We start from the raw sequence: 26889 nt of genomic DNA, 5'->3' as shown, positions 1-26889 counted from the left end.
AAGATTGGAACACCCGATGGGCCTTCGACTAGGAGAATTGGTCGAACGCTTGGGCGGACAGTTGATCGGCGACCCGAACATCGAGGTGATCGGGATTGCGCCATTGACGGACGCCGGCGCTTCGCACATCAGCTTTCTCAGCAACAGCAAGTTCCGCACCCAGGCGGGACAAAGCCAGGCGGCGGCGCTGATCGTCTCCGCCAACGACGATCCGGTGGTGGCGCAGACCTACCAGGGCGCCCGCATCGTGGTCAAGAACCCCTACGTTCATTTCGCTCGCACGGCCCAGTATTTCGAGTCGCTGACGGCCGTCGTTCCCGCGCCGGGCATCCATGCCAGCGCCGTGGTCGATCCCTCGGCGCAGGTGGATGCCACGGCCCATATCGGCCCGCGCGTGGTGGTGGAGGCGGGCGCCGTAATCGGGCCCGGCGCCGTGATCGAGGCGGGCTGCTTCATTGGCCGCAATGCGCAGGTGGGCGAGGGCACGCATTTCTTCGCCAACGTGACCTTCCAGCATGGCTGCGTCATCGGCAAGCGCGGCGTGCTGCACTCGGGCGCCGTGATCGGCACCGACGGCTTCGGCTTCGCCAACGAAGGCGGCGTGTATATCAAGATCCCGCAGGTCGGGCGCGTGGTGATCGGCGACGATGTGGACATCGGCGCCAACACCACCGTGGACCGGGGCGCTCTGGCGAACACCATCATCGAAGATGGCGTCAAGCTGGATAACCAGATCCAGATCGGGCACAACTGCCATATCGGCGCGCACACGGCCATGGCCGGCTGCGTGGGCGTGGCGGGCAGTGCGAAGATCGGAAAGTACTGTACCTTCGGCGGCGCGGCGATGGTGCTGGGGCACCTGACCATTGCGGACCATGTGCACGTTTCATCGGGCAGCATGGTATCGCGCTCGATCCTGGAGCCGGGGCAGTACACCGGCTTCTATCCGCTGGCCAAAAACAGCGAGTGGGAGAAATCCGCCGCCATCGTCCGCAACCTGTCGGCGATGCGCGAGAAGATCCGCACGCTGGAAAAAACCATTAAAACGATAACGAATCAAGCAGAAGAATCATGACCACTCCAGACAAAACCCTCGACATTTGCCAGATCAAGGCCTTCCTGCCGCACCGCTACCCGCTGCTGCTGGTGGACCGCGTGCTGACCTGGGAAGCCAACAAGAGCATCACCGCCATCAAGAACGTGACCGTGAATGAAGAGTTCTTCAACGGCCACTTCCCGCACAAGCCGGTGATGCCGGGCGTGCTGATGATCGAAGCGATGGCCCAGACCGCGGCCATCCTGTCCTTCCTCACCATGAACATCAAGCCGGACGAGAATTCGGTGGTCTACTTCGTGGGTATCGACAACGCGCGCTTCAAGCGCCCCGTGGGCCCCGGCGACCAGCTGAAGATGGACGTCGAGATCCTGCGCGTTTCGCGCGGCATCTGGAAGTACAAGGCCGTTGGCAGCGTGGACGGCCAGGTGGCGGTGGAAGCGGAACTGATGTGCACCATCCGTAACAGCGCGGACGCAAGCCAGCCTGCGGGGCAATAATGGCAACGAAGATCCATCCGACCGCCATCGTCGACCCGAAAGCCCAGCTGGGCGACGGCGTCGAGATCGGCGCATACTCGATCGTGGGCCCGGACGTCGTGATCGGCGCCCGCACCTGGGTCGGGCCGCACGTGGTCATCGAAGGCCACACCACCATCGGCGAGGACAACAAGTTCTTCCAGTTCTCCTCCATCGGCGCGCCGCCGCAGGACAAGAAGTGGAAGGGCGAGCCCACCCGCCTGGAAGTGGGCGACCGCAACACCATCCGCGAGTTCTGCACCTTCAACCTGGGCACCGTGCAGGACAAGGGCGTGACGAAGCTGGGCCACGACAACTGGATCTCGGCCTACGTCCACCTGGCGCATGACTGCGTGGTGGGCAACAACACCATCTTCTCGAACAACGCGCAGATGGCGGGCCACGTGGAGATCGGCGACTACGTCATCATGAGCGGCTATGCCAACGTGCACCAGTTCTGCAAGATCGGCGCGCATGCCTTCGTCGGCATGAGCACGAGCCTGACGCAGGACGTGCCGCCCTTCGTGCTCCTGAACGGCAATCCGGCCCAGGCCCACGGCATCAACATCGAAGGCCTGAAGCGGCGCGGCTTCACGCGCGAGCAGATCGGCGCCCTGCGCACCGCCTACAAGACGCTGTACCGCTCCGGCCTCACGCTGGAAGAGGCCAAGGCCGCGCTGCTGGAACAGGAACAGGCGACGCCGGATGCCGCCGTGCACCTGAACGCCTTCCGCACCTTCCTCGACACCGCAACCCGTGGCATCGTCCGCTGACATTGCCATTGCCGCCGTCGCGGGCGAACCCTCCGGCGACATGCTGGCGGGCCGCCTGCTGGGCGGCCTGCGCCAGCACCTGCCGGAAGCGCGCTTCCACGGCATCGGCGGCCCGCACATGGCCGCCCACGGCTTCCAGTCGCACTGGCCCATGGATACGCTCACGGTGCGCGGCATCGTCGAGATCATTCCCCGCTATCGCGAACTGAAAGGCATCCAGAACCAGCTGCGCGACATGCTGCTGGCCGAGCGGCCCAGCGTTTTCATCGGCGCGGACTACCCCGGCTTCAACCTGGGCCTGGAAGAGCAGCTCAAGGCCGCGGGCATTCCCACCATGCACTACATCGGCCCGCAGATCTGGGCCTGGCGGGGAGGGCGCATCAAGAAGATCCAGCGCGCGGTATCGCACATGCTGCTGGTCTTCCCCTTCGAAGAAGAGATCTACCGCAAGGCAGGCGTGCCCGCGACCTTCGTGGGCCACCCGCTGGCCGAACTGATTCCCCTGGCGCCGGACGAAGCGGCGGCGCGCCGCGCCCTCGGCCTGCCGGAGGACGCGAACGTCGTCACCATCATGCCCGGCAGCCGCATGTCGGAGATCAAGTACAACACCGCCGCCTTCGTGGGCGCGGCCAGGCTCCTGCTCCAGCGCGACCGCACGCTGCGTTTCGTCGCGCCCATGGCGGGCGAGCGCCAGAAAGCCCTGTTCCGCCAGATCGTGGAACAGAACGGCCTGCAGGACGTGGAGATCCAGCTGCTGGACGGCCAGTCGCACACCGCCATCTGCGCGGCCGACGCGGTGCTGGTGGCCTCCGGCACGGCCTCGCTCGAAGTGGCGCTGTTCAAGAAACCCATGGTGATCGCCTACCGCATGATGGAGCTGGAATGGCAGATCCTGCGCCACTTCGGCTACCAGCCCTGGATTGGCCTGCCCAACATCCTGGCGCGCGAGTTCCTCGTGCCCGAGCTCCTGCAGCACAAGGCGAGCCCGGAGGCGCTGGCCGAGAACATGTGGAAGCAGCTGAGCGATGTCCCGCACCGCCTGCAGCTGGCGCAGCGCTTCACGGACATGCACCACAGCCTGCTGCGCAACAGCTCGCAGGAAAGCGCTGCCGCCGTATTGAAAGTGATTGGCCGATGAACGCACCGCAGCCAGGCCTGTTCGACGACCTGCCGTACTCGCTCGAAGAAATCATCTGCGGCGTGGACGAGGCAGGGCGTGGCCCGCTGGCCGGTCCTGTTTATGCAGCCGCCGTCATCCTGCACCGCGAGCGGCCCATCGAAGGCCTGCGCGACTCCAAGAAGCTCACCGAAGCGCGGCGCGAGGAACTGGCGCCCCTCATCAAGCAGCACTGCGTGGCCTGGGCCGTGGCCAAGGCCTCCGAAGCCGAGATCGACCGCCTGAACATCCTGCAGGCCAGCATGCTGGCCATGAAACGCGCCGTGCATGCGCTGGAAACCATTCCCACGCTCGCGCTCATCGACGGCAACCGCTGCCCGGTAATGAAGATCCAGACCATCGCCATCGTGGATGGCGACGACAAGATCGAATCCATCTCCGCCGCCTCCATCCTCGCCAAGACCACGCGCGACGAGGCGCTGCGCAAGCTGCACAAGAAGTACCCGCAGTACGGCTTCGATCAGCACAAGGGCTACGGCACGGAGCAGCACCTGGAGGCGCTGCGCCTGCACGGCGTATCGCCGGTGCACCGCCGTTCCTTCGCGCCCGTGCGCGAGCTGCTGGAGCAGATGCTGTGAAGTCCATCACCTCGCGCGAGAACGCCCAGTACAAGGAGCTCAAGCACCTTGCCACCAGCTCGCAGGCGCGTCGCAAGGCCGGCCGCACGCTGCTGGACGGCGTGCACCTGTGCGAAGCCTGGCTCCAGCTGCGCGGCCATCCCGAACAATGCATCGTCAGCGAAACGGGGCTGCACAACCCCGAAGTGGCGAGCATCGTCGCCGGGCTGGAAGCGGAGCACGCGCATTGCCTCTGCCTGCCGGACGCGCTCTATGCGGCACTGAGCCAGGTGGAGAACGGCGTGGGCGTCATGTTTCTGGTCGCGACGCCGCAGCGCGATGTGCCGGCCGCGCTCACCGTCAACGCCGTCCTGCTGGATAATGTGCAGGACCCCGGCAATGTGGGCTCCATCCTGCGCAGCGCCGCCGCGGCTGGCATCAAGGAAGTGTATTGCAGCCCCGGCACGGCCTTCTGCTGGTCGCCCAAGGTTCTGCGGGCCGCCATGGGCGCCCACTTCGTGCTGGACATCTTTGAAAATGTGGCGCTGCTGCCACTGCTGCAAGGCGCGCAGATCGCCACGCTGGCCACCAGCGGCTACGCCACCCAGCGCCTCTATGACGCCGACCTGCGCCAGCCTGTGGCCTGGGTTTTCGGGCACGAAGGGCAGGGCGTGTCGGACGAACTGCTCTCCGCCGCAAGGCAGACGGTGGTCATTCCCCACCTGGGCAAGGTGGAGTCCCTGAACGTGGCGGCATGCGCGGCAGTATGCTTTTTCGAGCAAGTCAGGCAGAATCAGGTTTAAGCAATCTTCGGAGCGGGCATGGACATCGCGAGTATGCAGTTTCTGGTGGCGGAAGGTGAGCCGGTGCAGCGCGAGCTGCTGGCCGGGATGCTGCGCCACATGGGCGCGCAGCACGTGCACACCGCGCCGGACGGCCATAGCGCACTGCGGGCCTTCGACCTGGGCGTGAGCCCCGCCATCGACATCGCTATCGTCGACATCGCCCTGCCGGGCATGGACGGCCTGGAGCTGATCCGCCGCCTGGCCGAATTGAAGTGCCGCGCGGGCCTGATCGTGGTCGGCGCGCAGAGCGGGGACGTGATGTTCTCCGTCGAAACCATGTCCCTGGCCTATGGCGTGGACCTGCTGGGCACCGTGGCCAAGCCCATGAGCGCCGCCAAGCTCGAAACCCTGATCGAGAACTACACCGCGCCGGACAGGCCCGCGCCTGCGCCCTCGCATCCTGCCTTCACCTTCGCGGAAGTGGGACGCGGCCTGCAGGCGCGCGAATTCGATCCCTTCTTCCAGCCCAAGATCGAGCTGGAAACGGGGCAGGTGACCGGACTTGAAATGTTCGCGCGCTGGCGCCACCCGCAGCACGGCGTGCTGGGGCCATCGGCCTTCGTGAAAGTGCTGGAGGAAGCAGGCCGCGTCGACTTCCTCGACTGGAGCATGATCGACAAATCGGTGGCCGCCTGCCGCATCCTGCACGACCAGGGCATTCCGATCTCCTTCTCGATCAATGTGGACCCGAGCACGCTCTCGCATCCCCAGTTCATCGCCCAGATCACGGCCTGCCTGGAACGGCACCGCATCCTGCCCGGCTACATCACCTTCGAGATCACCGAATCGTCCGTGCTGGCCATCGACCCGCATTTCCTGGAACGCCTGCTGCGCCTGCGCATGATGGGCTTCGGCCTCGCCATCGACGACTACGGAACGGGGCGCTCCAACCTCCAGCTGCTGGCCAGCATTCCGTTCTCCGAGCTGAAGATCGACCGCAGCTTCGTGGACGGCGCATCGAAAAAACGCGCCATCGGCACGGTGCTCAAATCCTGCCTCGGCCTGGCGCGCAGCCTGGACCGCCGCTCCTGCGCCGTGGGCGTGGAGACCAAGCAGGACTGGGACTTCCTGCAAGGCATAGGCTGTACCTACGCCCAGGGCTACTACATCGCCAGCCCCATGCCCGTCGAAGACTTCCCCGCGTGGCTGGACGACTGGCGCCAATTCTTCTGACCTTTCACCGGAGTGTGCATGCGCGCATGGCTTGTTGCAGTACTGTTGTTCCTGTCCCTTCCATCCCGCGCCGCGCCGGCCCTCCAATTCAGCTTCGATGAAGACTTCGCCCGCCTGGTAAGCCAGTCGGTGCAGGCGGGCACGCTGGACGACGCCACCGCTGCGAAAATCCGCGCCTTGCCCGCCACGCCCGCCATGGTGCGCAAGATGAAGCTCAAGGACACGGACGCGCTGCTCGCCTACCTGCGCACGCTGCCAAAGGACAAGCGCAGCGCCGACGCGGCGCAGGCCGTATCCGCCGAATTCCGCAACGGCGGCGCGAAATACAAGGCCGTGGCGGAAGACGTGAGGCGCATGCTGAACGAGTATGTCCCCTCGCAGTTCAGCGCGCAGCTGCGCGTGGTCTTCGTCTTCGGCGGCAACTCCAGCGGCTTCGCCTTCGACGACGATCACGAAAGCGTCTACGTCAATCTCGCGCGCTTCTCGAACGCCACGGCGCAGGAACTGGCCGAAACCATCGCCCACGAACTGTTCCACGCCGTGCAGTCGCATGTTATGACCGCGCCGCCCCGTCCAGCGCCTGGCGCCGCCGTGAGCAGCATGGGGACCGTATGGCTGAACCGCCTGCTGTACGACCTGGTACAGGAAGGCACGGCCGACCTGTTCACCCACCCCATCGCCGACCGTGAAGCGAGTCCCTATTCATCGCGCCTGCGCGACGCCAAGCTGCGCAACGCCAAGCGCATTGAAAGCATCGTCACGCTGTACGAAACGGCGGGCCTGCGCCTGCTGCTCGCCCCGCCGCCCAACGAAGACGAATACGAGAAAGTCTACGGCCTGCTGTTCTACGGCACCTTCGACGACGCGGGCTACGAGCTAGGCTGGGTCATCGCCAACGCCCTTGAAAAGAAGTACGGCAAGGAAGCCATTTTCAAGCTCCTGAAGGATCACCCCAGCCAGTTCGTCCTGCGCTACCAGGAAATCGCCAAAGCCGACCCCAAGCTCCCCGCCTTCAGCGAAGAATTCATCCGCACCGTCGTTGCTCAGGCTTCCGATGGCAGGGTAACGAGGTAATCGCGAAGGGTCGGCCAAGACTCCCTGGCGAACTGTTCGTCGCGTCCTTCTGCGAGCAGCTTGTCAATCATCGGCACAAAACGGCTCGTCCTCTGCTGAACCGACAATCGCAACAGGTCATGGACATTGCCCAGGTCAGGCGGCGGCACCTCGATCGGAGGGAGGTCGAGCATCCCGGGATAGAGCACTGACAGCTGGTAAAGAAGGCTGGTGCCGAGCCGTTGCGCGGCGGCGTCCAGCCCGTCTTGCATGACCTCGCTGAGCGGCATCTCGAAGGATACGAACGGCTCGTGATCGCTGCGTCGTGTGCTTGCGATACAGAGCCGTCCAGCATTGTCGATATATAGCTGTATGTTGGGAAACACTGGCGTTTTCATAGCCTTCGCTCCGCAGAACTCGTTGTGTCCATCGATTATATGGGCTGGCTTGGAAAGCAGGTCCAGAACGAGTCATTCCTTCCGCCATCCGCGCTATCGTCCGCGTGCGCGGCTAAGGCAATCTCTCAGCTTTCGAGTGGCGCGATCTTTGCAGGCCGCCCATTCGCGCGGACCATGGCTTCGATAAATGGCCTCACACATAGCCATGTCGGTTTCATTTTGTTCCATACATTGCGCTACGCGCTCTTCATAGTCGGTGGGATGAGTCGATGGGATTGCTGGCGGCGGTGGGCAGTTAATTCCAAACAGCCGGCATGGATCGGGTAGAGGCAAGGGCCTCGCTGGTGGGGGCGGCACATCTGGTGGTGGAGATGCAGGACGTGGAACGGAGCACACAGTGATCGGGCCGTAGATGCAATTCGTGCCGCCGCTTCCGCCACTGCCACCACCGCCACCGCCACCACCACCACCACCACCACCACCACCACCACCGCCGCCGCCACCTTCATCACCGCCGTTACCCACGCAATCGTTGCTTCCATCACCTTCGGTACTGTCACAGTCAGGATCGACGGCGGCGTTGGGTGTTACATCGATCTTCAGTTCTTCGAACGGCGGTCCGTTAGGACCTTCCTTTGCGAAAGCGCGTTGGGCATCGATCAGTCCGATCATGAAGAGAGCGACTCTTCTATGTTCGGCATACCGGGACAGCTCGCCCCTGGGCACAAAGAGAAACGTGCTGCTCGTTTCATCGATGCGCGTGACCGATACGGTGATTTCCTTACCTAAAGTAAAGGGAAGCTTCTTGCAGCGGACCGCGCCGTTTCGTGAATCTGTAACGCATAGCGCGCTGCTTTCCGAAGCTATGCTCAGGAAGCTCAACTCCGAGTTCGCTACCAGCGGAACCTGAATTACCTAGCGCGGAACTTCGAGCCCCCGAGGAAGCTCCTGAGTTTCACAGATGCGGCTTTTGCGCCGGAGCTCGGTGTGACAGACTTCGACAGATCGTTCTTTATTGAGAGCAACCTTCGCTTCTCTGCTCAATTCTTGAGAGCTGGCTGAGGAGCAGACAATGCTTAGCAGGCTAAGGAGGATTGAAGCAGAGTATGAAATGAATGGCCTCATCGCGTTTTCCTTCAGGTGATTTGGGCATGCAACCAAGGCAGGTTAGCAGTGCGGATACGCTGCTCCTGTTGAGTTTGAGCGTAAGTTGAGGCGGCCTAAAATCGCTCTGCTATTCGCTTGAGCATCGAGATATTTTGGCCGTCGAAATCATTTCAGGTGGGTATGGGAGATCAGGTGCTCGCCTATAATGAGGCGATATCCCTCCATCGCATGAAAGAGGTCTCATGAAACACTCGGACTATCTGCCTGACGAATGCGATATCGTGATGGAGGGCGGCGTGACCTCGGGCGTGGTGTACCCATCGTTCGTGGCGGAGCTCTCCAGGCGCTTCACATTGCGCAGCATTGGCGGCACCAGTGTCGGGGCGGTTGCTGCCGTCGCTGCGGCGGCTGCGCAGTTCAAGCGCAATGCCGCCGCCCACGGCGGGCCGGATGACGGCTTCGACGAACTGGCCAGGCTGCCCGGCTGGCTGAAAGACCCCGGCGACTCCGGCAAGTCGCATCTGTTCTCGCTGTTCCAGCCCTGTGCCGACCTGCGGCGCCACTTTGCCGTCGTCGAAGCCACCTTGAACCGGAAAGGTCCGGTGGGACGCGTCGCGGCAGCTGTATGGGGCCTGCTGCGCCACTTTCCTCTATCCGCCCTCGCAGGTCTGGCGGCAGTCATCACACTTCATCTGGCGCTGGCGCGCCTGTCCGGCGCGGCCGATCTGGTGCGGGCCCTCGTGACCAACCCCATTGCGCAGATATCCCTTGTGCTGTGGCTTCCGCTTGGCGCGCTCGCCGCAGCGGCATTCAGCTTTGTGCGTACCGCGATTTCGGGCCTGAGCCGGAACAACGGCGGCATCTGTTCCGGCATGGGAGAAGAGGGCGCGCAGCATCCCGCGCTGACCGAATGGCTTCATCAGCTGGTTCAGAAAATCGCCGGCCTGCCTGAAGCGCGGCCGCTCACCTTTGGAGACCTTCAGGAGTCCAGGCCTTCGATCGAGCTGGCCTTCATGAGCACCGGCCTGTCCGAATTCAGGGCGCACCGCCTGCCGCACGACAGCGGCGACCTGCTGTTCCGGCTATCGGAGCTCAGGCGGCTCTTTCCGGAAGGGATTGTGCAGGCGATGTGCGCGGCATCGCGCCCAGTCGCCGATTCGAGCCCGAAAACGATTGAGCTGCTGCGCAGGATGGATGAACACATCGAGGCAGAGGACAGGGACCTGTACTTTCTTCCAGATGCTGCCAATCTTCCCATCGTGTTCTGCGCGCGCCTCAGCCTGAGCTTCCCGGTGCTGCTCCAGGCCATACCCCTGTACCGTCTGCGCTATGTGGAAGGCGATGGCGTGAGCGAGGGCGCCTTTACGCTTTGCCGCGTGTGGTTCTCGGACGGTGGCTTGACCAGCAACTTCCCCATTCACTTCTTCGACTCGCTGCTGCCAACACGGCCCACCTTCGGCATCTCCCTGGACAATTCGCTGGCGGAAGGCGCGCCGCCTTCCGCGCGCGTGCGCCTGCCGAAGAACAATGCGCAGGGCCTGACCGGGGGCTACGCCGATATCGACAACAGCGATGGTTCGGTGTCTCCGGCGAGCTTCCTCGGCGCCCTGATCCGCACCATCCGCATCGCGCGTGAGGAGGGCCTCAAGCACACGCCGGGATACCGCGACCGCATCGTGCAGATCATGCACACGCGGAAGGAGGGCGGGTTGAATCTCAATATGCCGGCCGAATCCATCGATGCCATGAGCGAGAGCGGCACAGAAGCGGCCCGGCAGATCATTGCGCGCTTCCTGGACGCCGAGTCGTCGGCGAATGGATGGCTGAATCATCGCTGGGTGCGGATGCGCAGTACGGCCGCCCTCATGCAACAGAAGTCTGCAGCCATTGCGCGTGCCTGGAACGACAGCCGCCAGCAGGCTTCTTATGCCAGTCTGTGGAACGACCCCGAGGCCGTGACTTCCTCCTACCGCCTCAGCCCCGCCCAGCGCGCGGCAGGAGACAAGCTGTGGCAGCACCTCATTGCGGCGGGCGAAAGCGAAACGGACCTGTCGCAAGGGGCGCCGCACCCGCGGCCGACGCTGGAGATTGCGCCGAAACAGACCTGAGCAAACGTCAGGGCTGTACCCAGCCGGAGCGGATCAACCGTGCGAACAGATGGCGGTGCACCCGCGTCGCCAGCTGGAAGACCGTTGGCAGGAACCATGGCGCGCAGCTTGCCGTCAGCGCGGCGCTCGCGGAGGCCACGAGCGCCGCGCCCACCATGTCCAGCGGGTAGTGCACGCCAAGGTAGATGCGCGCCCAGGCGACCGGGAACCCGAGCAGCACGAGCGCGATATTCGCCATCGAGCCCGGATTGCGGATCGTGAGGGCAAAGGCCACGGACCAGAGCAGGGTGAGGTGGTCGCTGGGGAAGGACGCATCCGCATCATGGTGCATGAGCGTGTGGCCCAGGGAGATCACGAAGGGACGCGGATGGGGCCAGAGCTGGCCGATGGCGTTCGAGATGCACAGCCCCACCACGGCAGCCGCCGTCGCCATCAGCATGGCCTTGCGCCGCTCGTCGCTGCCGCGCAGCCAGCCGACGGCAATCAGCGCCGGCACCGCGTAGATGGCATAGATCCCGAACAGTTTCGCCAGCCACAGCATCGATTGCGAAGGATCGGCCGGAGCGTTGATCAGGGTAAAAAGGGTGTAGTTGAGGTGTTCCATGGCAGCTCCGTTCCGTTTGCCATGCCGGAAACGGTTCCGGCAAGCTCAGGGGCAGTATTGCACATTAGATAACACCGCGGCGCGCGGCTGAGATGATGCCGCTCAAACTCAGCCGAATCAGTATTCCCGGCGGTTGGGCTTGATCTCCTGCAGGATCGTGGTGGAGATCTCTTCGATGGATTTGGTGGTGGAGGAGAGCCAGCGGATGCCTTCGCGCTTCATCATCATCTCCGCCTCGTTCACCTCGTAGCGGCAGTTTTCGATGGACGCGTATTTGCTGCCCGCGCGCCGCTCGTTGCGGATTTCGGACAGGCGCTCGGGCGTGATCGTGAGCCCGAAGATCTTGTGCTTGAACTCATACAGGGCCGATGGCAGCCTGCGGCGCTCGAAATCGTCCGGAATCAGCGGGTAGTTCGCGGCCTTGATCCCGTACTGCATGGCCAGATAAAGCGACGTAGGCGTCTTGCCCGAGCGGGACACGCCCACCAGGATCACGTCGGCCTCCGACAGGTTCTTGTGCGACTGCCCGTCGTCGTGCGCCAGCGAGAAGTTGATGGCCTCGATGCGGTTCTTGTACTCCTCCGAATCCACGATATTGTGCGAGCGGCCGATGGTGTGGGTCGATTTCACGCCCAATTCCTGCTCCAGCGGCGCCACGAAGCTCTGGAACAGGTCCATGTGCAGGCCCGTGCACTTGCGGATCACGCTGGAAAGCTCGGTTTTCACCAGGGTGGAGAAGATGATGGGCCGCTGGCCGTCGGCCGCCGCCGCCTCGTTGATCTTGCGCGCCGCCTCGTGGGCCTTGTCCACCGTGTCGATGAAGGGTAGCCGGATCTGGCGGAAGCGCATCTCGAACTGGGTCAGCACGGAGTGGCCGAAAGTCTCGGCGGTAATGCCCGTTCCATCGGAAACGAAGAAGACGGTACGGGCCGAGGCGGGCAGGGGGGGACGTTGCTCAGTATTCATGCGTAGGGATTGTGAATCGTCAATTTGCGCCGCAGGCTGTAAAATGGCCGCAACGGTAAGATTGTGCTGTACGACGCTCAGAATAACAAGAAACAAGTCGAGCATGCCCTACGCAAAGATTTCTATCATCAGTAAGGGTGTCATTATGACCAACTTGTCTAACGCAGCATTGAAGGAGCAGAGCACCGAAGCAACGTATGTAGCTTCATTCGAAGAACTGAGAATGACGGATGTGGAGTCGGTAGGCGGCAAGAACGCCTCCCTGGGCGAGATGATCAGCCAGCTCGCCGGCGCCGGCGTGCGCGTGCCGGGCGGCTTTGCCACCACGGCCCAGGCTTTCCGCGACTTCCTGTCCCATTCCGTCAGCGGCGGCAAGCCGCTGGCAGACCGTATTGCGGACCGCCTGGCGGACCTCAATATCGACGACGTGCGCGCCCTGGCCCAGGCCGGAGCCGAAATTCGCCAATGGATCATCGACACGCCTTTCCAGCCCCGCCTGGAGGCCGAGATCCGCGCCTTCTACGAGCGCCTGGTGGCCGATTCGGCGACCGAGGTGTCCTTTGCCGTGCGTTCCTCCGCCACCGCCGAAGACCTGCCGGATGCCTCCTTCGCGGGCCAGCAGGAGACCTTCCTGAACGTGGTCGGCATCGAGAACGTGCTGGACGCCATGAAGCACGTCTTTGCCTCCCTGTATAACGACCGCGCCATCTCCTACCGCGTCCACAAGGGCTTCACCCACGCCGAAGTGGCCCTCTCCGCCGGTGTGCAGCGCATGGTCCGCTCGGACCTGGGCGCCTCGGGCGTGATGTTCACCATCGATACCGAATCGGGCTTCCAGGACGTGGTCTTCGTCACCTCCAGCTATGGCCTGGGCGAGACCGTGGTGCAGGGCGCCGTGAATCCGGACGAGTTCTACGTCCACAAGCCCATGCTGGAACAGGGCAAATCGCCCGTCATCCGCCGCAATATCGGCTCGAAACTGATCAAGATGGAGTTCACGAACGAGGCCAAGGCGGGCCGCTCGGTCAAGACCGTGGACGTGCCCATCGAACTGCGCAACCGCTATTCCCTGAGCGATGCGGACGTGGTGGAACTGGCCAAGTACGCCGTCATCATCGAGCGCCACTACGGCCGCCCGATGGACATCGAGTGGGGCAAGGATGGCCGCGACGGCAAGCTGTATATCCTGCAGGCCCGTCCTGAAACCGTGAAGTCGCAGCAGAAGCACACGGACGCGCAGCAGCGCTTCAAGCTGAAGTCCACCGGCACGGTGCTGGCTTCGGGCCGCGCTATCGGGCAGAAGATCGGCGCCGGTCCCGTGCGCGTGATCCACGATCCTTCCGAAATGGAGCGCGTGCAGCCGGGCGATGTGCTGGTGGCGGACATGACGGACCCGAACTGGGAACCCGTGATGAAACGCGCCTCGGCCATCGTCACCAACCGTGGCGGACGTACCTGCCACGCGGCCATCATCGCCCGCGAACTGGGCGTGCCCGCCGTGGTGGGCTGCGGCGACGCCACCGAAGTGCTGAAGGACGGCACCTTCGTGACCGTGTCCTGCGCCGAAGGCGACGAGGGCCGCATCTACGACGGCCTGCTGGAAACCGAGATTTCCGAAGTCTCGCGCGGCGAACTGCCGCCGCTGCCGACCAAGATCATGCTCAACGTGGGCAACCCCCAGCTGGCCTTCGACTTCCAGCAGGTGCCGAATGCCGGTGTGGGCCTGGCCCGCCTGGAGTTCATCATCAACAACAACATCGGCGTGCACCCCAAGGCCATTCTGGAGTACCCGAACATCGACGCGGACCTGAAGAAGGCTGTGGAATCGGTGGCGCGCGGCCACGCCTCGCCCAAGGCCTTCTACATCGACAAGCTGGCCGAAGGCATCGCCACCATCGCGGCGGCCTTCTGGCCGAAGCCCGTGATCGTGCGCCTGTCCGACTTCAAGTCCAACGAGTACAAGAAGCTGATCGGCGGCTCGCGCTACGAGCCGGACGAGGAAAACCCGATGCTGGGCTTCCGCGGCGCCGCGCGCTACATCGCGCCGGACTTCGCCGAGTCCTTCAACATGGAATGCCTGGCCCTCAAGCGTGTGCGCGAGGACATGGGGCTCACCAACGTGGAGATCATGGTGCCCTTCGTGCGCACCATCGGCCAGGCCGAGAAGGTGATCGACCTGCTGGCGAAGAACGGCCTGAAACGCGGCGAGAACGGCCTGCGCGTCATCATGATGTGCGAAGTGCCGTCCAATGCCGTGCTGGCCGAGCGCTTCCTGGAGCACTTCGACGGCTTCTCCATCGGCTCCAACGACCTCACCCAGCTCACCCTGGGCCTGGACCGCGACTCGGGCATGGAACTGCTGGCCGCGGACTTCGACGAGCGCGACCCGGCCGTGCAGGCCTTGCTGTCCATGGCCATCCAGGCCTGCCGCAAGCATGGCAAGTACATCGGCATCTGCGGCCAGGGCCCGTCCGACCATCCTGACCTGGCCGAGTGGCTGATGGAGCAGGGCATCGAGTCCATGTCCCTGAATCCGGATTCGGTCATCGACACCTGGCAGAAGCTGGCGGAGATGAAGAAGTAAAAAAAGCAACACAACGGTGGAATTTTCTTCTATCGTTACGAAAACCCTCGCTTCCCGCACAGGGCTGCGAGGGTTTTTTTACTTGAGAGGAGACTGAAGAATGGCTGACTGGATCATGTGGCTGATCGCGGCGGGCGTGGTGGTGGGGCTCGAACTGTTCACGGGCACCTTCTATCTGCTCATGATCGCGATCGGGCTGCTGGCCGGCGCGTTGCTGGCCTTCATGCGGGTCGACCTGCCGGGACAGATGCTGGCGGCGGCCGTGGTGGGCATCGTGGCCACCGTGCTGCTGCGCCGCAGCCGCTACGGCAGGACCGAAAAGCAGGATGCGGCGAGCGATCCCAATATCAATATGGATGTGGGGCAGAGCATCAACGTGCCGGCCTGGCAGGATGGCACGGCGCGCGTCATGTACCGCGGCGCGATGTGGGACGTGGAGCTGGCTCCCAACGCAGCGCCTGTGCCCGGCGTGTTCCGCATCGTCGAAGTAAGGGGCAGCCGCCTGATCGTCGGCGCCTGACAGCAACCGCACTAGGGAGAACAACAATATGGAATTCGGTTTCGGCAGCGTCACCCTCATCATCTTCATCGTCGCGCTGGTCTTCGTCTTCAAGACCATCAACGTGGTGCCCCAGCAGCACGCATGGGTTGTGGAGCGCCTCGGTAAATACCACGCCACGCTGGGCCCCGGCCTGAATATCGTGGTGCCCTTCATCGACCGCATCGCCTACAAGCACGTGCTGAAGGAGATTCCGCTGGACGTGCCGTCCCAGGTCTGCATCACCAAGGACAACACCCAGCTGCAGGTGGACGGCATTCTCTACTTCCAGGTCACGGATGCGATGCGCGCCTCCTACGGCTCGTCCAACTACATCGCCGCCATCACCCAGCTGGCCCAGACCACGCTGCGCTCCGTCATCGGCCGCATGGAGCTGGACAAGACCTTCGAGGAGCGCGACCACATCAACGCCGCCGTGGTGAACGCCATCGATGAATCGGCCGCCAACTGGGGCGTGAAGGTGCTGCGCTACGAGATCAAGGACCTTACGCCGCCGAACGAGATCCTGCACGCCATGCAGGCCCAGATCACCGCCGAGCGGGGCAAGCGCGCCCTGATCGCTGCTTCCGAAGGCCGCAAGCAGGAACAGATCAACATCGCCACCGGCGAACGCGAGGCCGCCATTGCCCGCTCCGAGGGCGAGAAGCAGGCCGCCATCAACCGCGCCCAGGGCGAGGCGGCCGCCATCGTCGCCATCGCCGATGCAACCGCCACCGCGCTGCGCCAGGTGGGCGCCTCCATCCGCGAGCCGGGAGGCGAGGAAGCCGTGAACCTGAAGGTCGCCCAGCAGTACGTGGACGCCTTCGGCCAGCTGGCCAAGACCAGCAACTCGCTCATCGTGCCTGCCAACCTGGGCGACATGAGCGGCCTCATTGCCACGGCAATGCAGGTGGTGAAGACGCAGAAGACCAGCGGCAGCGTCGTGCGTCCGGGAGTCTGAGGCATGGGTACATGGTCCACCGCCGTCTTCGGCAACGACTTCGCCCAGGACTGGGCGGAGGACCTGCAGGAGTCGCACGATCTCTACTTCATCGCCGACACGCTGGACAACGCGCTGAGCGCGGGCGAGGCAGGCCAGCTGGAGGCGCCCTTCGGCGCGGAAGCCCTCGCCGCCGTCGAAACGCTGGCGCGGCTGGAGGGCAGGGCGGGCTTGCAGGACGAGGACTCTGAAGCGGTGGACGAATGGGTGGCCGCCGTGCAGCCCAAGTTCAAGCTGCGCACGGACCTGCACGAGAAGGCGCTGCGCGTGCTGGAGCTGGTGCTATCCGGGCGCTCCGAACTGCGCGAGCTGTGGCAGGATAGCGAGCATTACGAGGCATGGCGCGCGGACGTGGAAGCGCTGCGCGCGCGCATGCAGGCTTGAGCAAGGAAAAGAAATGAAAGCAGTACAAACGGCGCTCCGCGCTTCCGTGCTTGCGCTGGCGATGTCCGCCGCGCTGGCCGCCGAGCAGGATACCGCCGCGCGCCTGAACGAGATGCGCGCCATGCAGGCTGCGCCGGACGAGAAGGCCGCCGCCGAGCAGCGCCGCCAGCTGGACAATATCTGGCGCTACTTCGGCGACAACAAGGCGTCGGCTCTCCCCGTGTTGCGCAGCCAGCTCGCCGCCGAGCTGCGCAAGGCAAAGCCCAATCAGCTGATGCTGCTGGACGTGGGCTACTTCCTCCGCGCCCAGGGCGAGCCTTCGGACAAGGCCCTGTCCACGCAGGCCTTGCTTGCCATCGACCCCGAATCTTCCGCGATAGCGGCCCAGAGCCAGCAGCTTTTCCGCTTCGCGCACGCCGCCGCGCAGGACAAGGACGCGCGCCTGCTCCCGCTCATCGACCGCGCCTTCCTGCGCAAGAGCGTCACGGTGTTCGTGCCGCAGCACGGCTACACCGTCGATGAAACCTCTGTCTGCATCTATCTCTACGGGCCGTTCGGCGCGGTGGCGGAGCGCCATCTGCGCGGCCTGCTGCGCGACGAGGCGGTAGCCAAGCGCGTGCTCGAAATACTGATGTGGGTAGGCTCGCCGGAAAGCGTGCCCTCCGTGTCGGCCCTGCTGGCCTCCGACGATGCAGACATCTTTGCCCGTGCCGCCACCTTCATGCTGCGCGCAGGCGGCGTGGAAGGCCGCGCCGAGCTGGAAAAGCTGGACCCGCGCAAGCTGCAGGGCAAGCAGCGCGACCTCGCCCTGGAACTGCGGGCGCAGGCGCGCGCCGCCACCTTCGAAGCCCTGGCAGACCAGCTTCGCGAATCGCCGCAGGCGGGCGCAGCGCAGCGCAGGCAGCCCCGCTTGGACGAAGCCAGCGCACGCGCCGCCCTGGCGGACATTTACGCCAACTACGGCCGCTACCAGGACGTTCAGCCCGCGGACCTGGTGCAATCCATGCTGCCCAAAGAGCAGCTGATGGAGGAGCTCCTGCGCATCCGCGAGCGCAGCTACCTGCGTGTGTCGGGCGAGGCCCTGGCCGACATCGACCTCACCAACACGCTGATCAACACCCTGCGCTACCGCGACCGTTAAGGCGCCATGTCCAGGCGGCCGTACTGGCCGTGCGCTTCATCGGATGGCCCGGCCGTGAAGAACAGGGTATTGGTGGGCTGGGCATTGAGTCCGTTGCCGAAAGCGATGCCCCACAGGCCGTCGATCACGATGGCCGATCCATCCGCCTTCGTGAGCACGCCGAGCCAGTCGCCAGTGTTGGGGTCATAGGCGTTGATCTTGCCGTCGCCGAAGTTCGCCACCAGCAGCTTGCCGCTGAAGCTGCCGAAGTTGGCGGGCGCCATGGCCAGCCCCCACGGCGCATTCAGGGCGCCTGCGCTTACCAGGTGGCGCTGGAGATTCCCCGCCATGTCGTACACCGACACATAGCCGAAACCGGCGCCTTTCTCATCGTCGTCGCCGCTGGCCTGGTGCCGTGCGTAAGTCACGTACAGCTTGTCCCCGATGGCCTGGATGCCGAAGGGGCCATAGCCCGCCGGAATGCCGCTGTCGCGGAAGCCGCCTGCCAGCGTAACGGGCTGGAAGCTGGCGTCGAAGACGTCGATACGATTGTTGTGGAAGTCCGTGGCGTACAGGTAGTTCGCGCCGCCGCTGCTGCCGATGGCGAGTCCCTTGTACACCTTGTTCTCCGCGCTGCCGTTGTAGGCCTCCAGCGCCAGGGTGCGGTTGACCGACGGCGCCCAGCCCGCAATGCGCCCGCTCTCGGTCGAGAAGATGAAGGGGCTGGCGGCCGTGACGCCGTTCTGCACCACCTTGAAGTCCTGCGTGCTGTTGAAGACGATGCCGGTCGGTTCCGGCGGCGTTCCCACCACCAGCGTCTGCGGCACGCCGTTGCCGTCGTACAATGTGGATTTGTCCGTGCCGGCGGCCGGGACCCAGACGAAACCTTGCGGATTGAAGGCGATGCCCCAGGCGTTGACGAGGTTCGGGTCCGTGTGCGCGGCGGAAATGCCGTTGTAGTCCGACACCAGGCTGGTGACGGCGAAACGGGTGACGACGGGAGGCGGCGGGGCCGGCGGCATGGGGCTGGCCATGGGCGTGTCCGAACCGCCTCCACCGCAGCTCGCCAGCAGCATCGTTGCAGCGGCGGCCATACCTGCCAGGCACATCCGGCCCATCAGGCCGAGCGATGCCCTGCGTTGCGAGTCCATGATTGATTCTCCTTGCCGGTCGGGTTGAGGGAAACTGTGAATTCCCCACCCGCGGCAAATGGTTCATGCGGACTCAGAAATCGTAGCGGGCGCCGAGCACGAGAGCGTGAGGGGAATAGCTTTCCTCGCCGTAGCGGCTGCGGCGCGAACTGCGTTCGTACCAGAGCTGAAGCGTGGCGTCGCCGAGGCGGGCGGCGGCGCCCAGGCGCAGGTCGGCGCGCTGGCGGAAGGCCTGGCCCGAAATGCCATGCAGCAAACCGGCATGGGCAAACAGTGAAAGCCCGCCTTCCAGCGGCTGCACCGCATTCACTTCAGCGTAGACCGTCTGCAGGGAACGGCCCAGGTAGTGGGGAGCGTAGCTCAGGCGCGCGCTGAGCTGTTCACCGCTGAGGCCGATGTAGGCCTCGGCGTAGCTGCTGGCGGATTGGGTAAGACGGGTGGCGCTGACGCCGGCATCCCAGCTCAGTCCGGAATCCATGCGCCTCGCATAGCCCGCATAGCCCACCAGCTGGGCGCCGCCGCGGTCCGACACCCGGGTTTGCGCGGCGAAGGCGCCCGTGTACCAGCCGGTTCCGCTGTCGTAGGCAAGGCTCGCCTGAAGGGATGGATCGGTCTCGCTCAGCACCGCGCCCCGGAAGCGGTAATCCGTCACAACCGAAACGCTGCCGGAGAGCTGGGCCGAGGCGGGCGCCGCAAGCACGAGCAGCAGCAGGCCGGGCAGGGCGCACAGGCGTTTCGGCTGAGGAGGCTGGGGAGACATGAAGCGATGGTAGCAGCGTTCGGCGCCGCACTGTTGAGCGGAACGCGGTGGCCGGCGGCACGCACCGGGCAGTGATACGATGCAGGCCATGAATCACTCGGAATCCATTGACGCGCTGGCGGGCTTCCTTCAGCGCCACCGCCGCGTGCTGGCCCTGACCGGGGCGGGCATCAGCACCGCATCCGGCATTCCCGGCTACCGCGACGAGGAAGGCGTGCGGCGCGGCAAGCCGCCCATCCAGGGCCCGGAATTCCGCCGCTCCGAGGCCGTGCGCCGCCGCTACTGGGCGCGCAGCATGGTGGGCTGGCCCGTACTTGCCGGGGCGCAGCCCAATCCCGGCCACCATGCCATGGCGGAACTGGAGCAGGGCGGGCACCTGCACACCACCATTACCCAGAACGTGGACGGCCTGCACCAGCGGGCCGGAAGCGAGCGCCTGATCGAGCTGCACGGCAACATCCATCTCGTGCGCTGCCTCGACTGCGCTGCGGTCTATCGCCGTGCGGAGATCCAGCAGCAGTTGGCGCAGGCCAACCCCTTCATGCTGGAAGCCGCAGCCCAGCCCCTGCCCGACGGCGATGCCTCCATCGAGCCGGAGACCCTGGGCGACTTCTCCGTGCCGGCGTGCGAACGCTGCGCAGGCATGCTGCAGCCGGACGTGGTCTTCTTCGGGGACAACGTGCCACCCCAGCGCACCGCCGCCGCGCTGGAAGCCATGCGGGAGGCGGACGCCTTGCTGGTGGTGGGTTCTTCGCTGATGGTGTTCTCCGGCTACCGCTTCTGCAGGCTGGCCGCCGAAGCTGGCAAACCGATAGCCGCCATCAACGCGGGCAAAACCCGCGCCGACGACCTGATTTCCCTCAAGGTGGCCCAGCCTGCGCAGGAGATCCTGCCCCGGCTCGCCGGGGTGCTTGCCGCCCGGCTCTGATTGCCGTACAGTTTCCGCACCGTTAGCCGAAGGAGACAGTATGAGACTGTGGTTCCTGAACGTGGGTGCTGTAATGGTCCTGGCGCTGGCGCTATGCCCGGCGCACGCGGCCCGCAAGGCGGGCGATATCGAAATGCAGAAGGGAACGGTGAAGGCGGCTGACGGCAGCGCCGTGCCCTATGAAATCGGCACCATCTACCTGCCCGAGAACCGGGCGAACCCGAAAAGCCGCCTGATCGGCGTTGGCTTCGCGCGCATCAAGGCGCGCCAGCCCGGTAACGCACCGCCCGTATTCTGGCTGCCGGGCGGTCCCGGCCTCGCCGTGCTGGATGCCTTCGATGGCACGAGCGAGGCGGCGCGCAGCCGCCTGCGCTCCTGGCTCACCTACGGCGCAGTGGGCGATCTGGTGGTGGTCGAACAGCGCGGCAATACATTCCGCGGCGAGATGCTGCAGCATCCGGGGCAGGCCATGCCGCTCGACCGTCCTGTCTCCGCCGGGCAAAGGCGCCAGGCAGCGATTCAGTTCGCGCGCGATGCGGTGGCTGCCAATTCCGGCAAGGACCTGGCGGGCTACACCATCAAGGACTGTGCCGACGATGTGGATGCGGTGCGCCGCGCCCTCGGCTACGGCAAGATCACGCTGTTCGGCGGCAGCTTCGGCTCGCAATGGAGCTTTGCCGTCATGCGCAGCCATCCCGGCATCGTAGCGCGCGCCGTGCTTGCAGCGGTCGAGCCCCTGGACTTCGGCTACGACATGCCTTCGCAGCTGCTGGATGCAATGAAGCGGATTGCGGCGGATGCCGACCGCGATCCGGCCCTCGCGCCTTACCTGCCGCCCGGCGGCGTGATGGCGGCCGCCCATGCCGTACGCGAACGCCTGGCGAAGGCGCCCGCCGAAGTGACGGTGGACAGCCAGCGCATCGTGCTGGGTCTCGAAGACTTTCAGAGCGCGCTGCAGGACGAGGCCTCCGACGCCGGGAGCTGGCCCGCTTTCGTTCTGTCCCTGTACCACGGGCACTATGAAGGCTGGGCGCGCAAGGAGATCGCCGAACGCCAGGCCCAGCCCCAGAAACTGATTGGCCCGCTGATCGACACCAGCCTTGGCGTGACGCCGCAGCGCGCCGCGCAGCTGCGCTCCGATCCGGCGCTGCATTTGATCGGGAGCGCAGGCTTCGAACCCTACATGGCGGCCGCCGAAACCTGGCCCACGCCGGACATGGGCGACAGCTTCCGGCGCATGGCGCACTCAGACATTCCGGTACTGCTGATTCATGGCGACTGGGACAGCTCCACGCCGGTCGACAACACGCTGGCGCAACTGCCTTACTTCCCGAACGGGAAGGCGATTATTGTGCACCGGGGCGGGCATGACGGCGCGTTCTACCTGCTGCGGGAAGCGCCCCAGGTGAAGGAAGCCGTGTACCGCTTCCTGAAAACGGGAGAGATGAAGGACTTGCCGGGAGAGGTGACGCTGCCGGTTCCAGCGTTCGTGAAACCGGCTTTCGCGCCTGGAGCTTAACGCTGCAGCAGCATCGAGCGGACGATGCCTTCCTTGGCCAGCACGTAGTCGTGCCCGGCGAGGACGAAGTTGTTCTGCGGCTGAACGACCTTGATGTTGATGAACACCATATCGCTCGTTTCGGCGTAGGAACCCACCACCACCGCCTGGGCGTTGTGGTTCTGCGCCACTTCGCCGATCTCGCGCGTCAGCATCAGTTCGCCCTGGTTGCGCTTCAGGTAGACGTTATTGCGCAGCTTCATCTCGATCATCTTCAGGCCGCCCTGCGAGAGGCGGGTGGAGATCTGCTCCGAAACCAGGCGGCCCAGGGTCGAGGTCTGGTCCAGGGCGTCGATATTGACGACGGTGGCCATGATCAGCGGCTTCTCGGCCAGCAGGCGGCCGCTCAGCTGCGCCAGCAAGGTATCGGCGGCCTTGTAGTTGGCGGCCACGAACTGGTTGGACGCCACGGTAGCGTAATTCGGTTCTTCCTTCGGCGGCGTGGTGGAGCAGGCGGCCAGCAGCAGCAGCGGCAGCAGCAGGGCAAGCTTGCGCATCAGCGGTCTCCCCGCACTTTGAATACCTTGGTCATCTGGGCGTCTTTCGGTTCATCCTTGATGCCGTACAGGGCGCGGTCCTCGTCGGCCACATAGTAGGCGGAGGTGGTGCGGGCGAAGTAGCGGAACTGGTCGCCCACGGACACGGTCACGATGATCTCCGTTTTCGGCGTGGCGCCGGGCGAGAAGATGCTGGTGTGGTAGCGGTACAGGTCATGCGCGCCAACGGCGCCCAGCACGCCAGTCACAGGGTCGATATCGCTCAGCACCCAGATGCCGGTGGCCAGGGCCAGCGGGCCGCCGGTATAGCGGAACTGGGTACGGTTCTCGGCGAAGGTCACGGCCTGCACATCCATCTCCACCTTCAGCGAACCGGCCGGGCTGCGCGACACGCTGAAGCCGTCGTTCACCAGGGCCGACACCAGGCTGGTATGCAGGGCGCGCTGGAAGGGCGTGGCCGTCGCCGCGGGATCGGCCAGGTAGACCGGGCGCGGCGGCTGCTTGCGCAGCTTTTCGGCCAGCTTGTGTTCCAGGTCGTTCGCAATGATGTCCCAATGCGCAGCGGCCTGCAGTTTCTCCTGGCCCGAGTTCGGGAAATTGGTGGCGACGGGCACCGGGGAATACGGCACGGCGCAACCGGCCAGCGCGGCGGCGGCCAGGGTTGCGATTGCGGCATGTTTGACCATGAAAACACTCTCCAGCAGCAGAAAATTAGCTGACAGAGTGTAACATGGGGTGTTTCTATTTGGAAATTTGGCGTGGCGGCGAAGCGACGGCTTTCAGCGCTTGTGCTGTTTCATCGCGGAAGCCACTTCGCGGGCGCTGTCGCGGTCTTTCTCCGCGGCACGCTTGTCGTGCTGCTTCTTGCCCTTGGCCAGGCCGATCTCGCATTTCACGCGTCCGCCCTTGTAGTGCAGGTTCAGCGGCACCAGGGTATAGCCCGCGCGCTCCACCTTACCGATGAGCTTGTCGATCTCCTGGCGGTGCAGGAGCAGCTTGCGCGTGCGCACGGCCTGCGGGCTGATATGGGTGGACGCCGTGGGCAGTGCGCTGATATGCGCGCCAAACAGGTAAAGTTCGTTATCGCGGATCGTAACGTAGGCTTCCTTGATCTGCACGCGCGCGTCGCGGATCGCCTTGACTTCCCAGCCTTCCAGCACAATGCCCGCCTCATAGCGGTCTTCGATGAAGTAGTCGTGGAAGGCTTTGCGGTTATCGGCAATGGTCATGGGGTAAATGGCGCGGGTCGGTTAAACTATGGTCTTTCATCCAACATCATAACAAACGGTTAAGCAATGGCAGTAGTACATAAATCCGTACTTCTGGGCTACAGCGCAGAGCAGATGTTCGAGCTGGTGGCAAAGGTCGAAGATTATCCCGCATTTTTGCCCTGGTGTGGCGGCGTGGAAGTGCGGGAGCGCGGCGAAAACAGCGTGGTGGCCAGCGTGGGCATCAATTATCACGGCGTGAAGCAGCATTTCACCACGTCCAACGTGAATACGCCGCCGACCATGATCAAGATGAATCTGGTGGACGGTCCTTTCAAGAGCCTGCACGGCACCTGGACCTTCAAACCCCTGCGGGCGGACGCCTGCAAGGTGGAGCTGGACCTGCAATACGAATTCTCCAGCCGCCTGCTGGAGCAAGTCATCGGCCCCGTGTTCGGCATCATCGCCAACAGCATGGTCGATTCCTTCACCAAGCGCGCCGAAACCGTCTATGGCTGAGCGCATCAAGATCTCCGTCTGCTACGCGCCCGGCCCCGTGCCGCTGCTGCGCGCCCTGGAAGTGGACGAGGGCACGACCATCGGCCAGGCCATCGAAATCAGCGGCGTGCTGCAGGACGCGCCAGAGATCAATCTCGTCACCATGCCGGTCGGGATCTACGGCAAGAAGAAAACACTGGACACGGTCGTGCGCGCGCGCGACCGCATCGAAATCTACCGCCCCCTCATCGCCGATCCCAAGGACGCACGCAGGCGGCGCGCGAAGAAGACCTAGGGAAGCCGCGTGTTCTGCTTCAGGTAGCCGCGCAGGGCTTCGGAGGGCTCCGAGGGCGCCGCCGTGCCGAAGTACTTGTGCAGCTGCTGCTCCAGCAGGTACACATAGGCGTCGCGCGTCATGGGCTTGCGCGGATTGTGGCCTTCGTCCGGATCGACCAGCAGCGTCACCGGCTTGCCCAGGCTGTGCAGCTTCTCCGCGTAGGCCGTGATTGTCTTCAGCTCCACCTTCTTGTCCTTGCCGCCTGCCAGCATCACAAGGGGGCGCTGCACGCGTTCGGGGTGGGCGGCAGGCGCTTCCTCCGCGATGCGGCGCATGGCGGCAGGATCGTCGTAGGCGATGCCCATTTCCTTGAAGCGGATGGCATAGGGCACTTCGCTGTCCGCATCCTCGCCGCCCGCCGCGGCCAGGGCCAGCGTGGCGGAAAACTCGGGCGGGGCCACCGTCGCCATCCCGAACTGGAACATCGTTGGCGTATGCGTCAACGCCAGCAGCACCGAATAGCCGCCGAAGGAGTCGCCCATGATGCCAAGCTTGCTGCGGTCGCCGATGCCGTTCGCCAGCAGCCATTCCACGCCTTCGATGATGTCGCGCTGCACTCGGCCATTGCCGAAATCGGCCTTCGGCGCCAGCATGAACTTGTCGCCATAGCCGGTGGAGGCGCGGAAGTTGGGCTGGAAGACGGCCACGCCGCGATTGGCGATCAGCTGCACAAGGCTCATATAGTCGCCTTCGAAGCGGCCCCACGGGCCGCCATGCACAAGCGTCATGAGCGGCAGGCCAGCCGCAGCGCGGCCCGGCGGCAGGGTGAGGTAGCCGTGAATCGTCTGGCCGTCCGAGGCGCGGTAGCTCACGGGATGTTTGGCCGCCAGCTGCGCTTCGGGCAGCGGCTTGTTGCCTTCGCGCTCGGCGCCAAGAATCTCCTCGAAGCTTCCGCTTGCGGGCTGGTAGAGCCAGAAGCGCTCCTGCGGCAGCCGCGAGCCGCCTTCCGCGAGCAGCCATGCGCCTTTCGAAGGATCGATGGCAATGGCGGCGTCCCCGAAGCGCTGGGCGATCGCTGCCGCGGCGCGCTGCGCCTCCGGCGTCAGGCCTGCGTGGCGGCGCAGGGGCAGCTCGTAGGTCGCCAGCAGCGGCTGGCCGGTGCTGCGGTCCAGAATCACGTTGCGCAGGTCGGAGATGGCCAGCGGATCGGTGTGCAGGATGCGCTGCCTGCGGCTGGCCGTATCCACTTCGGCCAGGGCCTTGCGGTCCTCATTTTCATTCACCATCATCGCCAGCTTGCTGCCATCCGGTGTGGCCGAGATCAGCCTGCAGGAGCGCAGGCGCTTGCAGCGGGTGACTTCCTTCCATTCACCGCCGCGCCGGTGGGACACGATCTGGGTGTATTGCTCGTCCCAGGTCTTGATGAACGCGGGCTTTCCGTCAGGGCCAAGCAGGAACTCGCGCAGCGGGCGCTTGTCTTCATGCAGGGTTTCGCGCGTGCCGTCGGCGGCCAGGCGGAAGAGCTGGTAGCGCGAGGCCTTGCGGTCCCATTCCTCGGCAATGACGTGGCGCGGGTGCGTTGCATCGACGGCGACCATGCGCTGTGTGAGCGCGCTGTCGAACGCCATCACCTTCCTGCTGCTGCCGTCGGCAATATCGACCACCGACAGACCTGCGGGCGTGTCGAGGAACAGGGCTGTCCCGTCGGTGGACCAGCCCAGTTCCGCGCGGCCCGTGTTCGGCACCAGGCGCCTGCTCTGGCGGGTGCTGGTGTCGTAGAGATCGAGCGAGATGTCGCGCCCCTCCATCGTCAGATAGGCCACGAGCGAGCCATCGGGTGAGATCTTTACCTCGCGCAGGGCCGAGCGGCGCATAAGGTCGCCGGTGGTAAGAGGCGGGGTGGCGGGGAGTGCGGCATTGCGCGCGGCAATGGCCTTCAGGTCCGTCGGCGCTGGCGCGGCAGCGTGGCTCGCGGGCAGCGCAAGGAGCAATAATGGCAGAACGAAGGCGCGAGCGCGCCCCGCCTGCAGCAGCAGGGTCATTGTTTTCATGG

28 protein-coding genes are annotated in these 26889 nt (G+C 64.7%); 18 read left to right on the top strand and 10 right to left on the bottom strand.

What is annotated here, in order from left to right:
• Positions 1-16: 16 nt before the first annotated feature.
• The 8 genes from lpxD to LSQ66_RS10435 are packed head-to-tail and all read left to right on the top strand — an operon-like array spanning position 17 to position 7171.
• Positions 17-1075: a UDP-3-O-(3-hydroxymyristoyl)glucosamine N-acyltransferase gene (gene lpxD / locus LSQ66_RS10470; protein WP_231769718.1), complete on the top strand. Its 1059-nt coding sequence runs from the start codon at positions 17-19 to the stop codon at positions 1073-1075.
• The gene (fabZ, locus tag LSQ66_RS10465) at positions 1072-1554 is read left to right on the top strand and encodes a 3-hydroxyacyl-ACP dehydratase FabZ (protein ID WP_231769717.1); all 483 of its coding nucleotides are present in this window, start codon (positions 1072-1074) and stop codon (positions 1552-1554) included. The genes lpxD and fabZ overlap by 4 nt, the downstream gene beginning before the upstream one ends.
• Positions 1554-2345 carry an acyl-ACP--UDP-N-acetylglucosamine O-acyltransferase gene (gene lpxA, locus LSQ66_RS10460; RefSeq protein ID WP_231769716.1) on the top strand — a complete coding sequence of 264 codons (792 nt, stop codon included), beginning with the start codon at positions 1554-1556 and terminating at the stop codon, positions 2343-2345. Before fabZ ends, lpxA begins: the two co-directional genes overlap by 1 nt.
• Positions 2329-3483 (top strand): lipid-A-disaccharide synthase, encoded by a 1155-nt coding sequence (lpxB, locus tag LSQ66_RS10455; RefSeq protein ID WP_231769715.1) that lies wholly within the window; start codon positions 2329-2331, stop codon positions 3481-3483. Before lpxA ends, lpxB begins: the two co-directional genes overlap by 17 nt.
• Positions 3480-4100 (top strand): ribonuclease HII, encoded by a 621-nt coding sequence (gene rnhB / locus LSQ66_RS10450; RefSeq protein ID WP_231769714.1) that lies wholly within the window; start codon positions 3480-3482, stop codon positions 4098-4100. The genes lpxB and rnhB overlap by 4 nt, the downstream gene beginning before the upstream one ends.
• A complete protein-coding gene (locus tag LSQ66_RS10445; protein WP_231769713.1) occupies positions 4097-4882 on the top strand; it encodes a TrmH family RNA methyltransferase in 786 nt (261 codons plus the stop codon). Before rnhB ends, LSQ66_RS10445 begins: the two co-directional genes overlap by 4 nt.
• A gap of 18 nt (positions 4883-4900) precedes the next feature.
• Positions 4901-6097, top strand: a complete 1197-nt coding sequence (locus LSQ66_RS10440) for an EAL domain-containing response regulator (protein ID WP_231769712.1) — start codon at positions 4901-4903, stop codon at positions 6095-6097.
• A gap of 18 nt (positions 6098-6115) precedes the next feature.
• On the top strand, positions 6116-7171 hold the full coding sequence (locus tag LSQ66_RS10435; protein ID WP_231769711.1) for a DUF5700 domain-containing putative Zn-dependent protease: 1056 nt from the start codon (positions 6116-6118) through the stop codon (positions 7169-7171).
• Here the strand turns inward: LSQ66_RS10435 and LSQ66_RS10430 are convergent.
• Positions 7141-7548, bottom strand: coding sequence for a hypothetical protein (locus tag LSQ66_RS10430; RefSeq protein WP_231769710.1), 408 nt, complete (start codon positions 7546-7548; stop codon positions 7141-7143). The two genes, LSQ66_RS10435 and LSQ66_RS10430, sit on opposite strands and share 31 nt — an antisense overlap.
• 93 nt (positions 7549-7641) lie before the next feature.
• On the bottom strand, positions 7642-8430 hold the full coding sequence (locus LSQ66_RS10425; protein ID WP_231769709.1) for a hypothetical protein: 789 nt from the start codon (positions 8428-8430) through the stop codon (positions 7642-7644).
• A 467-nt stretch (positions 8431-8897) separates the two neighbouring features.
• Between LSQ66_RS10425 and LSQ66_RS10420 the strand changes: the two genes are divergently transcribed.
• Complete coding sequence (locus LSQ66_RS10420; RefSeq protein WP_231769708.1) at positions 8898-10763, top strand: patatin-like phospholipase domain-containing protein; 1866 nt, start codon at positions 8898-8900, stop codon at positions 10761-10763.
• A 7-nt stretch (positions 10764-10770) separates the two neighbouring features.
• On the opposite strand, the gene LSQ66_RS10415 is transcribed toward LSQ66_RS10420, so the two are convergent.
• Together LSQ66_RS10415 and ppsR are read right to left on the bottom strand one after the other, a co-directional pair.
• Positions 10771-11367 carry a phosphatase PAP2 family protein gene (locus tag LSQ66_RS10415; RefSeq protein ID WP_231769707.1) on the bottom strand — a complete coding sequence of 199 codons (597 nt, stop codon included), beginning with the start codon at positions 11365-11367 and terminating at the stop codon, positions 10771-10773.
• Between the two features lie 117 nt (positions 11368-11484).
• Positions 11485-12333, bottom strand: a complete 849-nt coding sequence (gene ppsR, locus LSQ66_RS10410; RefSeq protein ID WP_231769706.1) for a posphoenolpyruvate synthetase regulatory kinase/phosphorylase PpsR — start codon at positions 12331-12333, stop codon at positions 11485-11487.
• Between the two features lie 145 nt (positions 12334-12478).
• Here ppsR and ppsA point away from each other — a divergent pair, with 145 nt between their 5' ends.
• The 5 genes from ppsA (at position 12479) to LSQ66_RS10385 (ending at position 17980) form a co-directional block, all read left to right on the top strand.
• On the top strand, positions 12479-14917 hold the full coding sequence (gene ppsA / locus LSQ66_RS10405; protein WP_231769705.1) for a phosphoenolpyruvate synthase: 2439 nt from the start codon (positions 12479-12481) through the stop codon (positions 14915-14917).
• Between the two features lie 100 nt (positions 14918-15017).
• A complete protein-coding gene (locus LSQ66_RS10400) occupies positions 15018-15437 on the top strand; it encodes an NfeD family protein (RefSeq protein WP_231769704.1) in 420 nt (139 codons plus the stop codon).
• A gap of 28 nt (positions 15438-15465) precedes the next feature.
• On the top strand, positions 15466-16416 hold the full coding sequence (locus LSQ66_RS10395) for an SPFH domain-containing protein (RefSeq protein WP_231769703.1): 951 nt from the start codon (positions 15466-15468) through the stop codon (positions 16414-16416).
• Between the two features lie 3 nt (positions 16417-16419).
• Positions 16420-16839: a DUF4259 domain-containing protein gene (locus LSQ66_RS10390; protein WP_231769702.1), complete on the top strand. Its 420-nt coding sequence runs from the start codon at positions 16420-16422 to the stop codon at positions 16837-16839.
• 13 nt (positions 16840-16852) lie between these two features.
• Positions 16853-17980 (top strand): hypothetical protein, encoded by a 1128-nt coding sequence (locus tag LSQ66_RS10385; protein ID WP_231769701.1) that lies wholly within the window; start codon positions 16853-16855, stop codon positions 17978-17980.
• Here LSQ66_RS10385 and LSQ66_RS10380 read toward each other — a convergent pair.
• Both LSQ66_RS10380 and LSQ66_RS10375 read right to left on the bottom strand, forming a co-directional pair.
• Positions 17977-19110 (bottom strand): TIGR03118 family protein, encoded by a 1134-nt coding sequence (locus tag LSQ66_RS10380; protein ID WP_231769700.1) that lies wholly within the window; start codon positions 19108-19110, stop codon positions 17977-17979. The genes LSQ66_RS10385 and LSQ66_RS10380 overlap by 4 nt on opposite strands.
• Before the next feature lie 73 nt (positions 19111-19183).
• The gene (locus LSQ66_RS10375) at positions 19184-19870 is read right to left on the bottom strand and encodes a TorF family putative porin (protein ID WP_231769699.1); all 687 of its coding nucleotides are present in this window, start codon (positions 19868-19870) and stop codon (positions 19184-19186) included.
• Positions 19871-19949: 79 nt separating this feature from the next.
• On the opposite strand from LSQ66_RS10375, the gene LSQ66_RS10370 reads away from it, so the two are divergent.
• A complete protein-coding gene (locus LSQ66_RS10370; RefSeq protein WP_231769698.1) occupies positions 19950-20798 on the top strand; it encodes an NAD-dependent protein deacetylase in 849 nt (282 codons plus the stop codon).
• A 40-nt stretch (positions 20799-20838) separates the two neighbouring features.
• Positions 20839-22317 (top strand): alpha/beta hydrolase, encoded by a 1479-nt coding sequence (locus LSQ66_RS10365; RefSeq protein ID WP_231769697.1) that lies wholly within the window; start codon positions 20839-20841, stop codon positions 22315-22317.
• On the opposite strand, the gene LSQ66_RS10360 is transcribed toward LSQ66_RS10365, so the two are convergent.
• The 3 genes from LSQ66_RS10360 to smpB all read right to left on the bottom strand — a co-directional run bounded on the left by LSQ66_RS10360 (position 22314) and on the right by smpB (position 24082).
• Positions 22314-22853 carry a FlgO family outer membrane protein gene (locus LSQ66_RS10360; protein WP_231769696.1) on the bottom strand — a complete coding sequence of 180 codons (540 nt, stop codon included), beginning with the start codon at positions 22851-22853 and terminating at the stop codon, positions 22314-22316. The two genes, LSQ66_RS10365 and LSQ66_RS10360, sit on opposite strands and share 4 nt — an antisense overlap.
• Complete coding sequence (locus LSQ66_RS10355; RefSeq protein WP_231769695.1) at positions 22853-23539, bottom strand: hypothetical protein; 687 nt, start codon at positions 23537-23539, stop codon at positions 22853-22855. The genes LSQ66_RS10360 and LSQ66_RS10355 overlap by 1 nt, the downstream gene beginning before the upstream one ends.
• A gap of 93 nt (positions 23540-23632) precedes the next feature.
• Positions 23633-24082 (bottom strand): SsrA-binding protein SmpB, encoded by a 450-nt coding sequence (gene smpB, locus LSQ66_RS10350; protein WP_231769694.1) that lies wholly within the window; start codon positions 24080-24082, stop codon positions 23633-23635.
• A 66-nt stretch (positions 24083-24148) separates the two neighbouring features.
• Between smpB and LSQ66_RS10345 the strand changes: the two genes are divergently transcribed.
• Positions 24149-24580 (top strand): type II toxin-antitoxin system RatA family toxin, encoded by a 432-nt coding sequence (locus tag LSQ66_RS10345; RefSeq protein ID WP_231769693.1) that lies wholly within the window; start codon positions 24149-24151, stop codon positions 24578-24580.
• On the top strand, positions 24573-24854 hold the full coding sequence (locus LSQ66_RS10340) for an RnfH family protein (RefSeq protein WP_231769692.1): 282 nt from the start codon (positions 24573-24575) through the stop codon (positions 24852-24854). The genes LSQ66_RS10345 and LSQ66_RS10340 overlap by 8 nt, the downstream gene beginning before the upstream one ends.
• Here LSQ66_RS10340 and LSQ66_RS10335 read toward each other — a convergent pair.
• Positions 24851-26887: a S9 family peptidase gene (locus LSQ66_RS10335; RefSeq protein ID WP_231769691.1), complete on the bottom strand. Its 2037-nt coding sequence runs from the start codon at positions 26885-26887 to the stop codon at positions 24851-24853. The genes LSQ66_RS10340 and LSQ66_RS10335 overlap by 4 nt on opposite strands.
• Positions 26888-26889: the final 2 nt, after the last annotated feature.

The sequence above is a fragment of the Massilia endophytica genome (assembly GCF_021165955.1).
GTDB classification, from domain to species: domain Bacteria; phylum Pseudomonadota; class Gammaproteobacteria; order Burkholderiales; family Burkholderiaceae_D; genus Rugamonas; species Rugamonas endophytica.
The sequence above is the reverse complement of the archived record's forward strand: the minus strand, read 5'-3'. Positions and strand labels throughout refer to the sequence as shown.

Excerpts from the sequence above, each read along its gene's own strand:
- LSQ66_RS10395 (WP_231769703.1), top strand. The coding sequence starts at position 15,466 with ATGGAATTCGGTTTCGGCAGCGTCACCCTCATCATCTTCATCGTCGCG.
- smpB (WP_231769694.1), bottom strand. The coding sequence starts at position 24,082 with ATGACCATTGCCGATAACCGCAAAGCCTTCCACGACTACTTCATCGAA.
- ppsR (WP_231769706.1), bottom strand. The coding sequence starts at position 12,333 with ATGAATACTGAGCAACGTCCCCCCCTGCCCGCCTCGGCCCGTACCGTC.
- LSQ66_RS10335 (WP_231769691.1), bottom strand. The coding sequence starts at position 26,887 with ATGAAAACAATGACCCTGCTGCTGCAGGCGGGGCGCGCTCGCGCCTTC.
- LSQ66_RS10370 (WP_231769698.1), top strand. The coding sequence starts at position 19,950 with ATGCAGGCCATGAATCACTCGGAATCCATTGACGCGCTGGCGGGCTTC.
- lpxD (WP_231769718.1), top strand. The coding sequence starts at position 17 with ATGGGCCTTCGACTAGGAGAATTGGTCGAACGCTTGGGCGGACAGTTG.
- LSQ66_RS10365 (WP_231769697.1), top strand. The coding sequence starts at position 20,839 with ATGAGACTGTGGTTCCTGAACGTGGGTGCTGTAATGGTCCTGGCGCTG.
- LSQ66_RS10340 (WP_231769692.1), top strand. The coding sequence starts at position 24,573 with ATGGCTGAGCGCATCAAGATCTCCGTCTGCTACGCGCCCGGCCCCGTG.
- LSQ66_RS10375 (WP_231769699.1), bottom strand. The coding sequence starts at position 19,870 with ATGTCTCCCCAGCCTCCTCAGCCGAAACGCCTGTGCGCCCTGCCCGGC.
- LSQ66_RS10355 (WP_231769695.1), bottom strand. The coding sequence starts at position 23,539 with ATGGTCAAACATGCCGCAATCGCAACCCTGGCCGCCGCCGCGCTGGCC.
- LSQ66_RS10440 (WP_231769712.1), top strand. The coding sequence starts at position 4,901 with ATGGACATCGCGAGTATGCAGTTTCTGGTGGCGGAAGGTGAGCCGGTG.
- LSQ66_RS10420 (WP_231769708.1), top strand. The coding sequence starts at position 8,898 with ATGAAACACTCGGACTATCTGCCTGACGAATGCGATATCGTGATGGAG.
- fabZ (WP_231769717.1), top strand. The coding sequence starts at position 1,072 with ATGACCACTCCAGACAAAACCCTCGACATTTGCCAGATCAAGGCCTTC.
- LSQ66_RS10435 (WP_231769711.1), top strand. The coding sequence starts at position 6,116 with ATGCGCGCATGGCTTGTTGCAGTACTGTTGTTCCTGTCCCTTCCATCC.
- rnhB (WP_231769714.1), top strand. The coding sequence starts at position 3,480 with ATGAACGCACCGCAGCCAGGCCTGTTCGACGACCTGCCGTACTCGCTC.
- LSQ66_RS10345 (WP_231769693.1), top strand. The coding sequence starts at position 24,149 with ATGGCAGTAGTACATAAATCCGTACTTCTGGGCTACAGCGCAGAGCAG.
- lpxA (WP_231769716.1), top strand. The coding sequence starts at position 1,554 with ATGGCAACGAAGATCCATCCGACCGCCATCGTCGACCCGAAAGCCCAG.
- LSQ66_RS10385 (WP_231769701.1), top strand. The coding sequence starts at position 16,853 with ATGAAAGCAGTACAAACGGCGCTCCGCGCTTCCGTGCTTGCGCTGGCG.
- LSQ66_RS10390 (WP_231769702.1), top strand. The coding sequence starts at position 16,420 with ATGGGTACATGGTCCACCGCCGTCTTCGGCAACGACTTCGCCCAGGAC.
- LSQ66_RS10430 (WP_231769710.1), bottom strand. The coding sequence starts at position 7,548 with ATGAAAACGCCAGTGTTTCCCAACATACAGCTATATATCGACAATGCT.
- LSQ66_RS10415 (WP_231769707.1), bottom strand. The coding sequence starts at position 11,367 with ATGGAACACCTCAACTACACCCTTTTTACCCTGATCAACGCTCCGGCC.
- LSQ66_RS10380 (WP_231769700.1), bottom strand. The coding sequence starts at position 19,110 with ATGGACTCGCAACGCAGGGCATCGCTCGGCCTGATGGGCCGGATGTGC.
- LSQ66_RS10360 (WP_231769696.1), bottom strand. The coding sequence starts at position 22,853 with ATGCGCAAGCTTGCCCTGCTGCTGCCGCTGCTGCTGCTGGCCGCCTGC.
- LSQ66_RS10400 (WP_231769704.1), top strand. The coding sequence starts at position 15,018 with ATGGCTGACTGGATCATGTGGCTGATCGCGGCGGGCGTGGTGGTGGGG.
- ppsA (WP_231769705.1), top strand. The coding sequence starts at position 12,479 with ATGACCAACTTGTCTAACGCAGCATTGAAGGAGCAGAGCACCGAAGCA.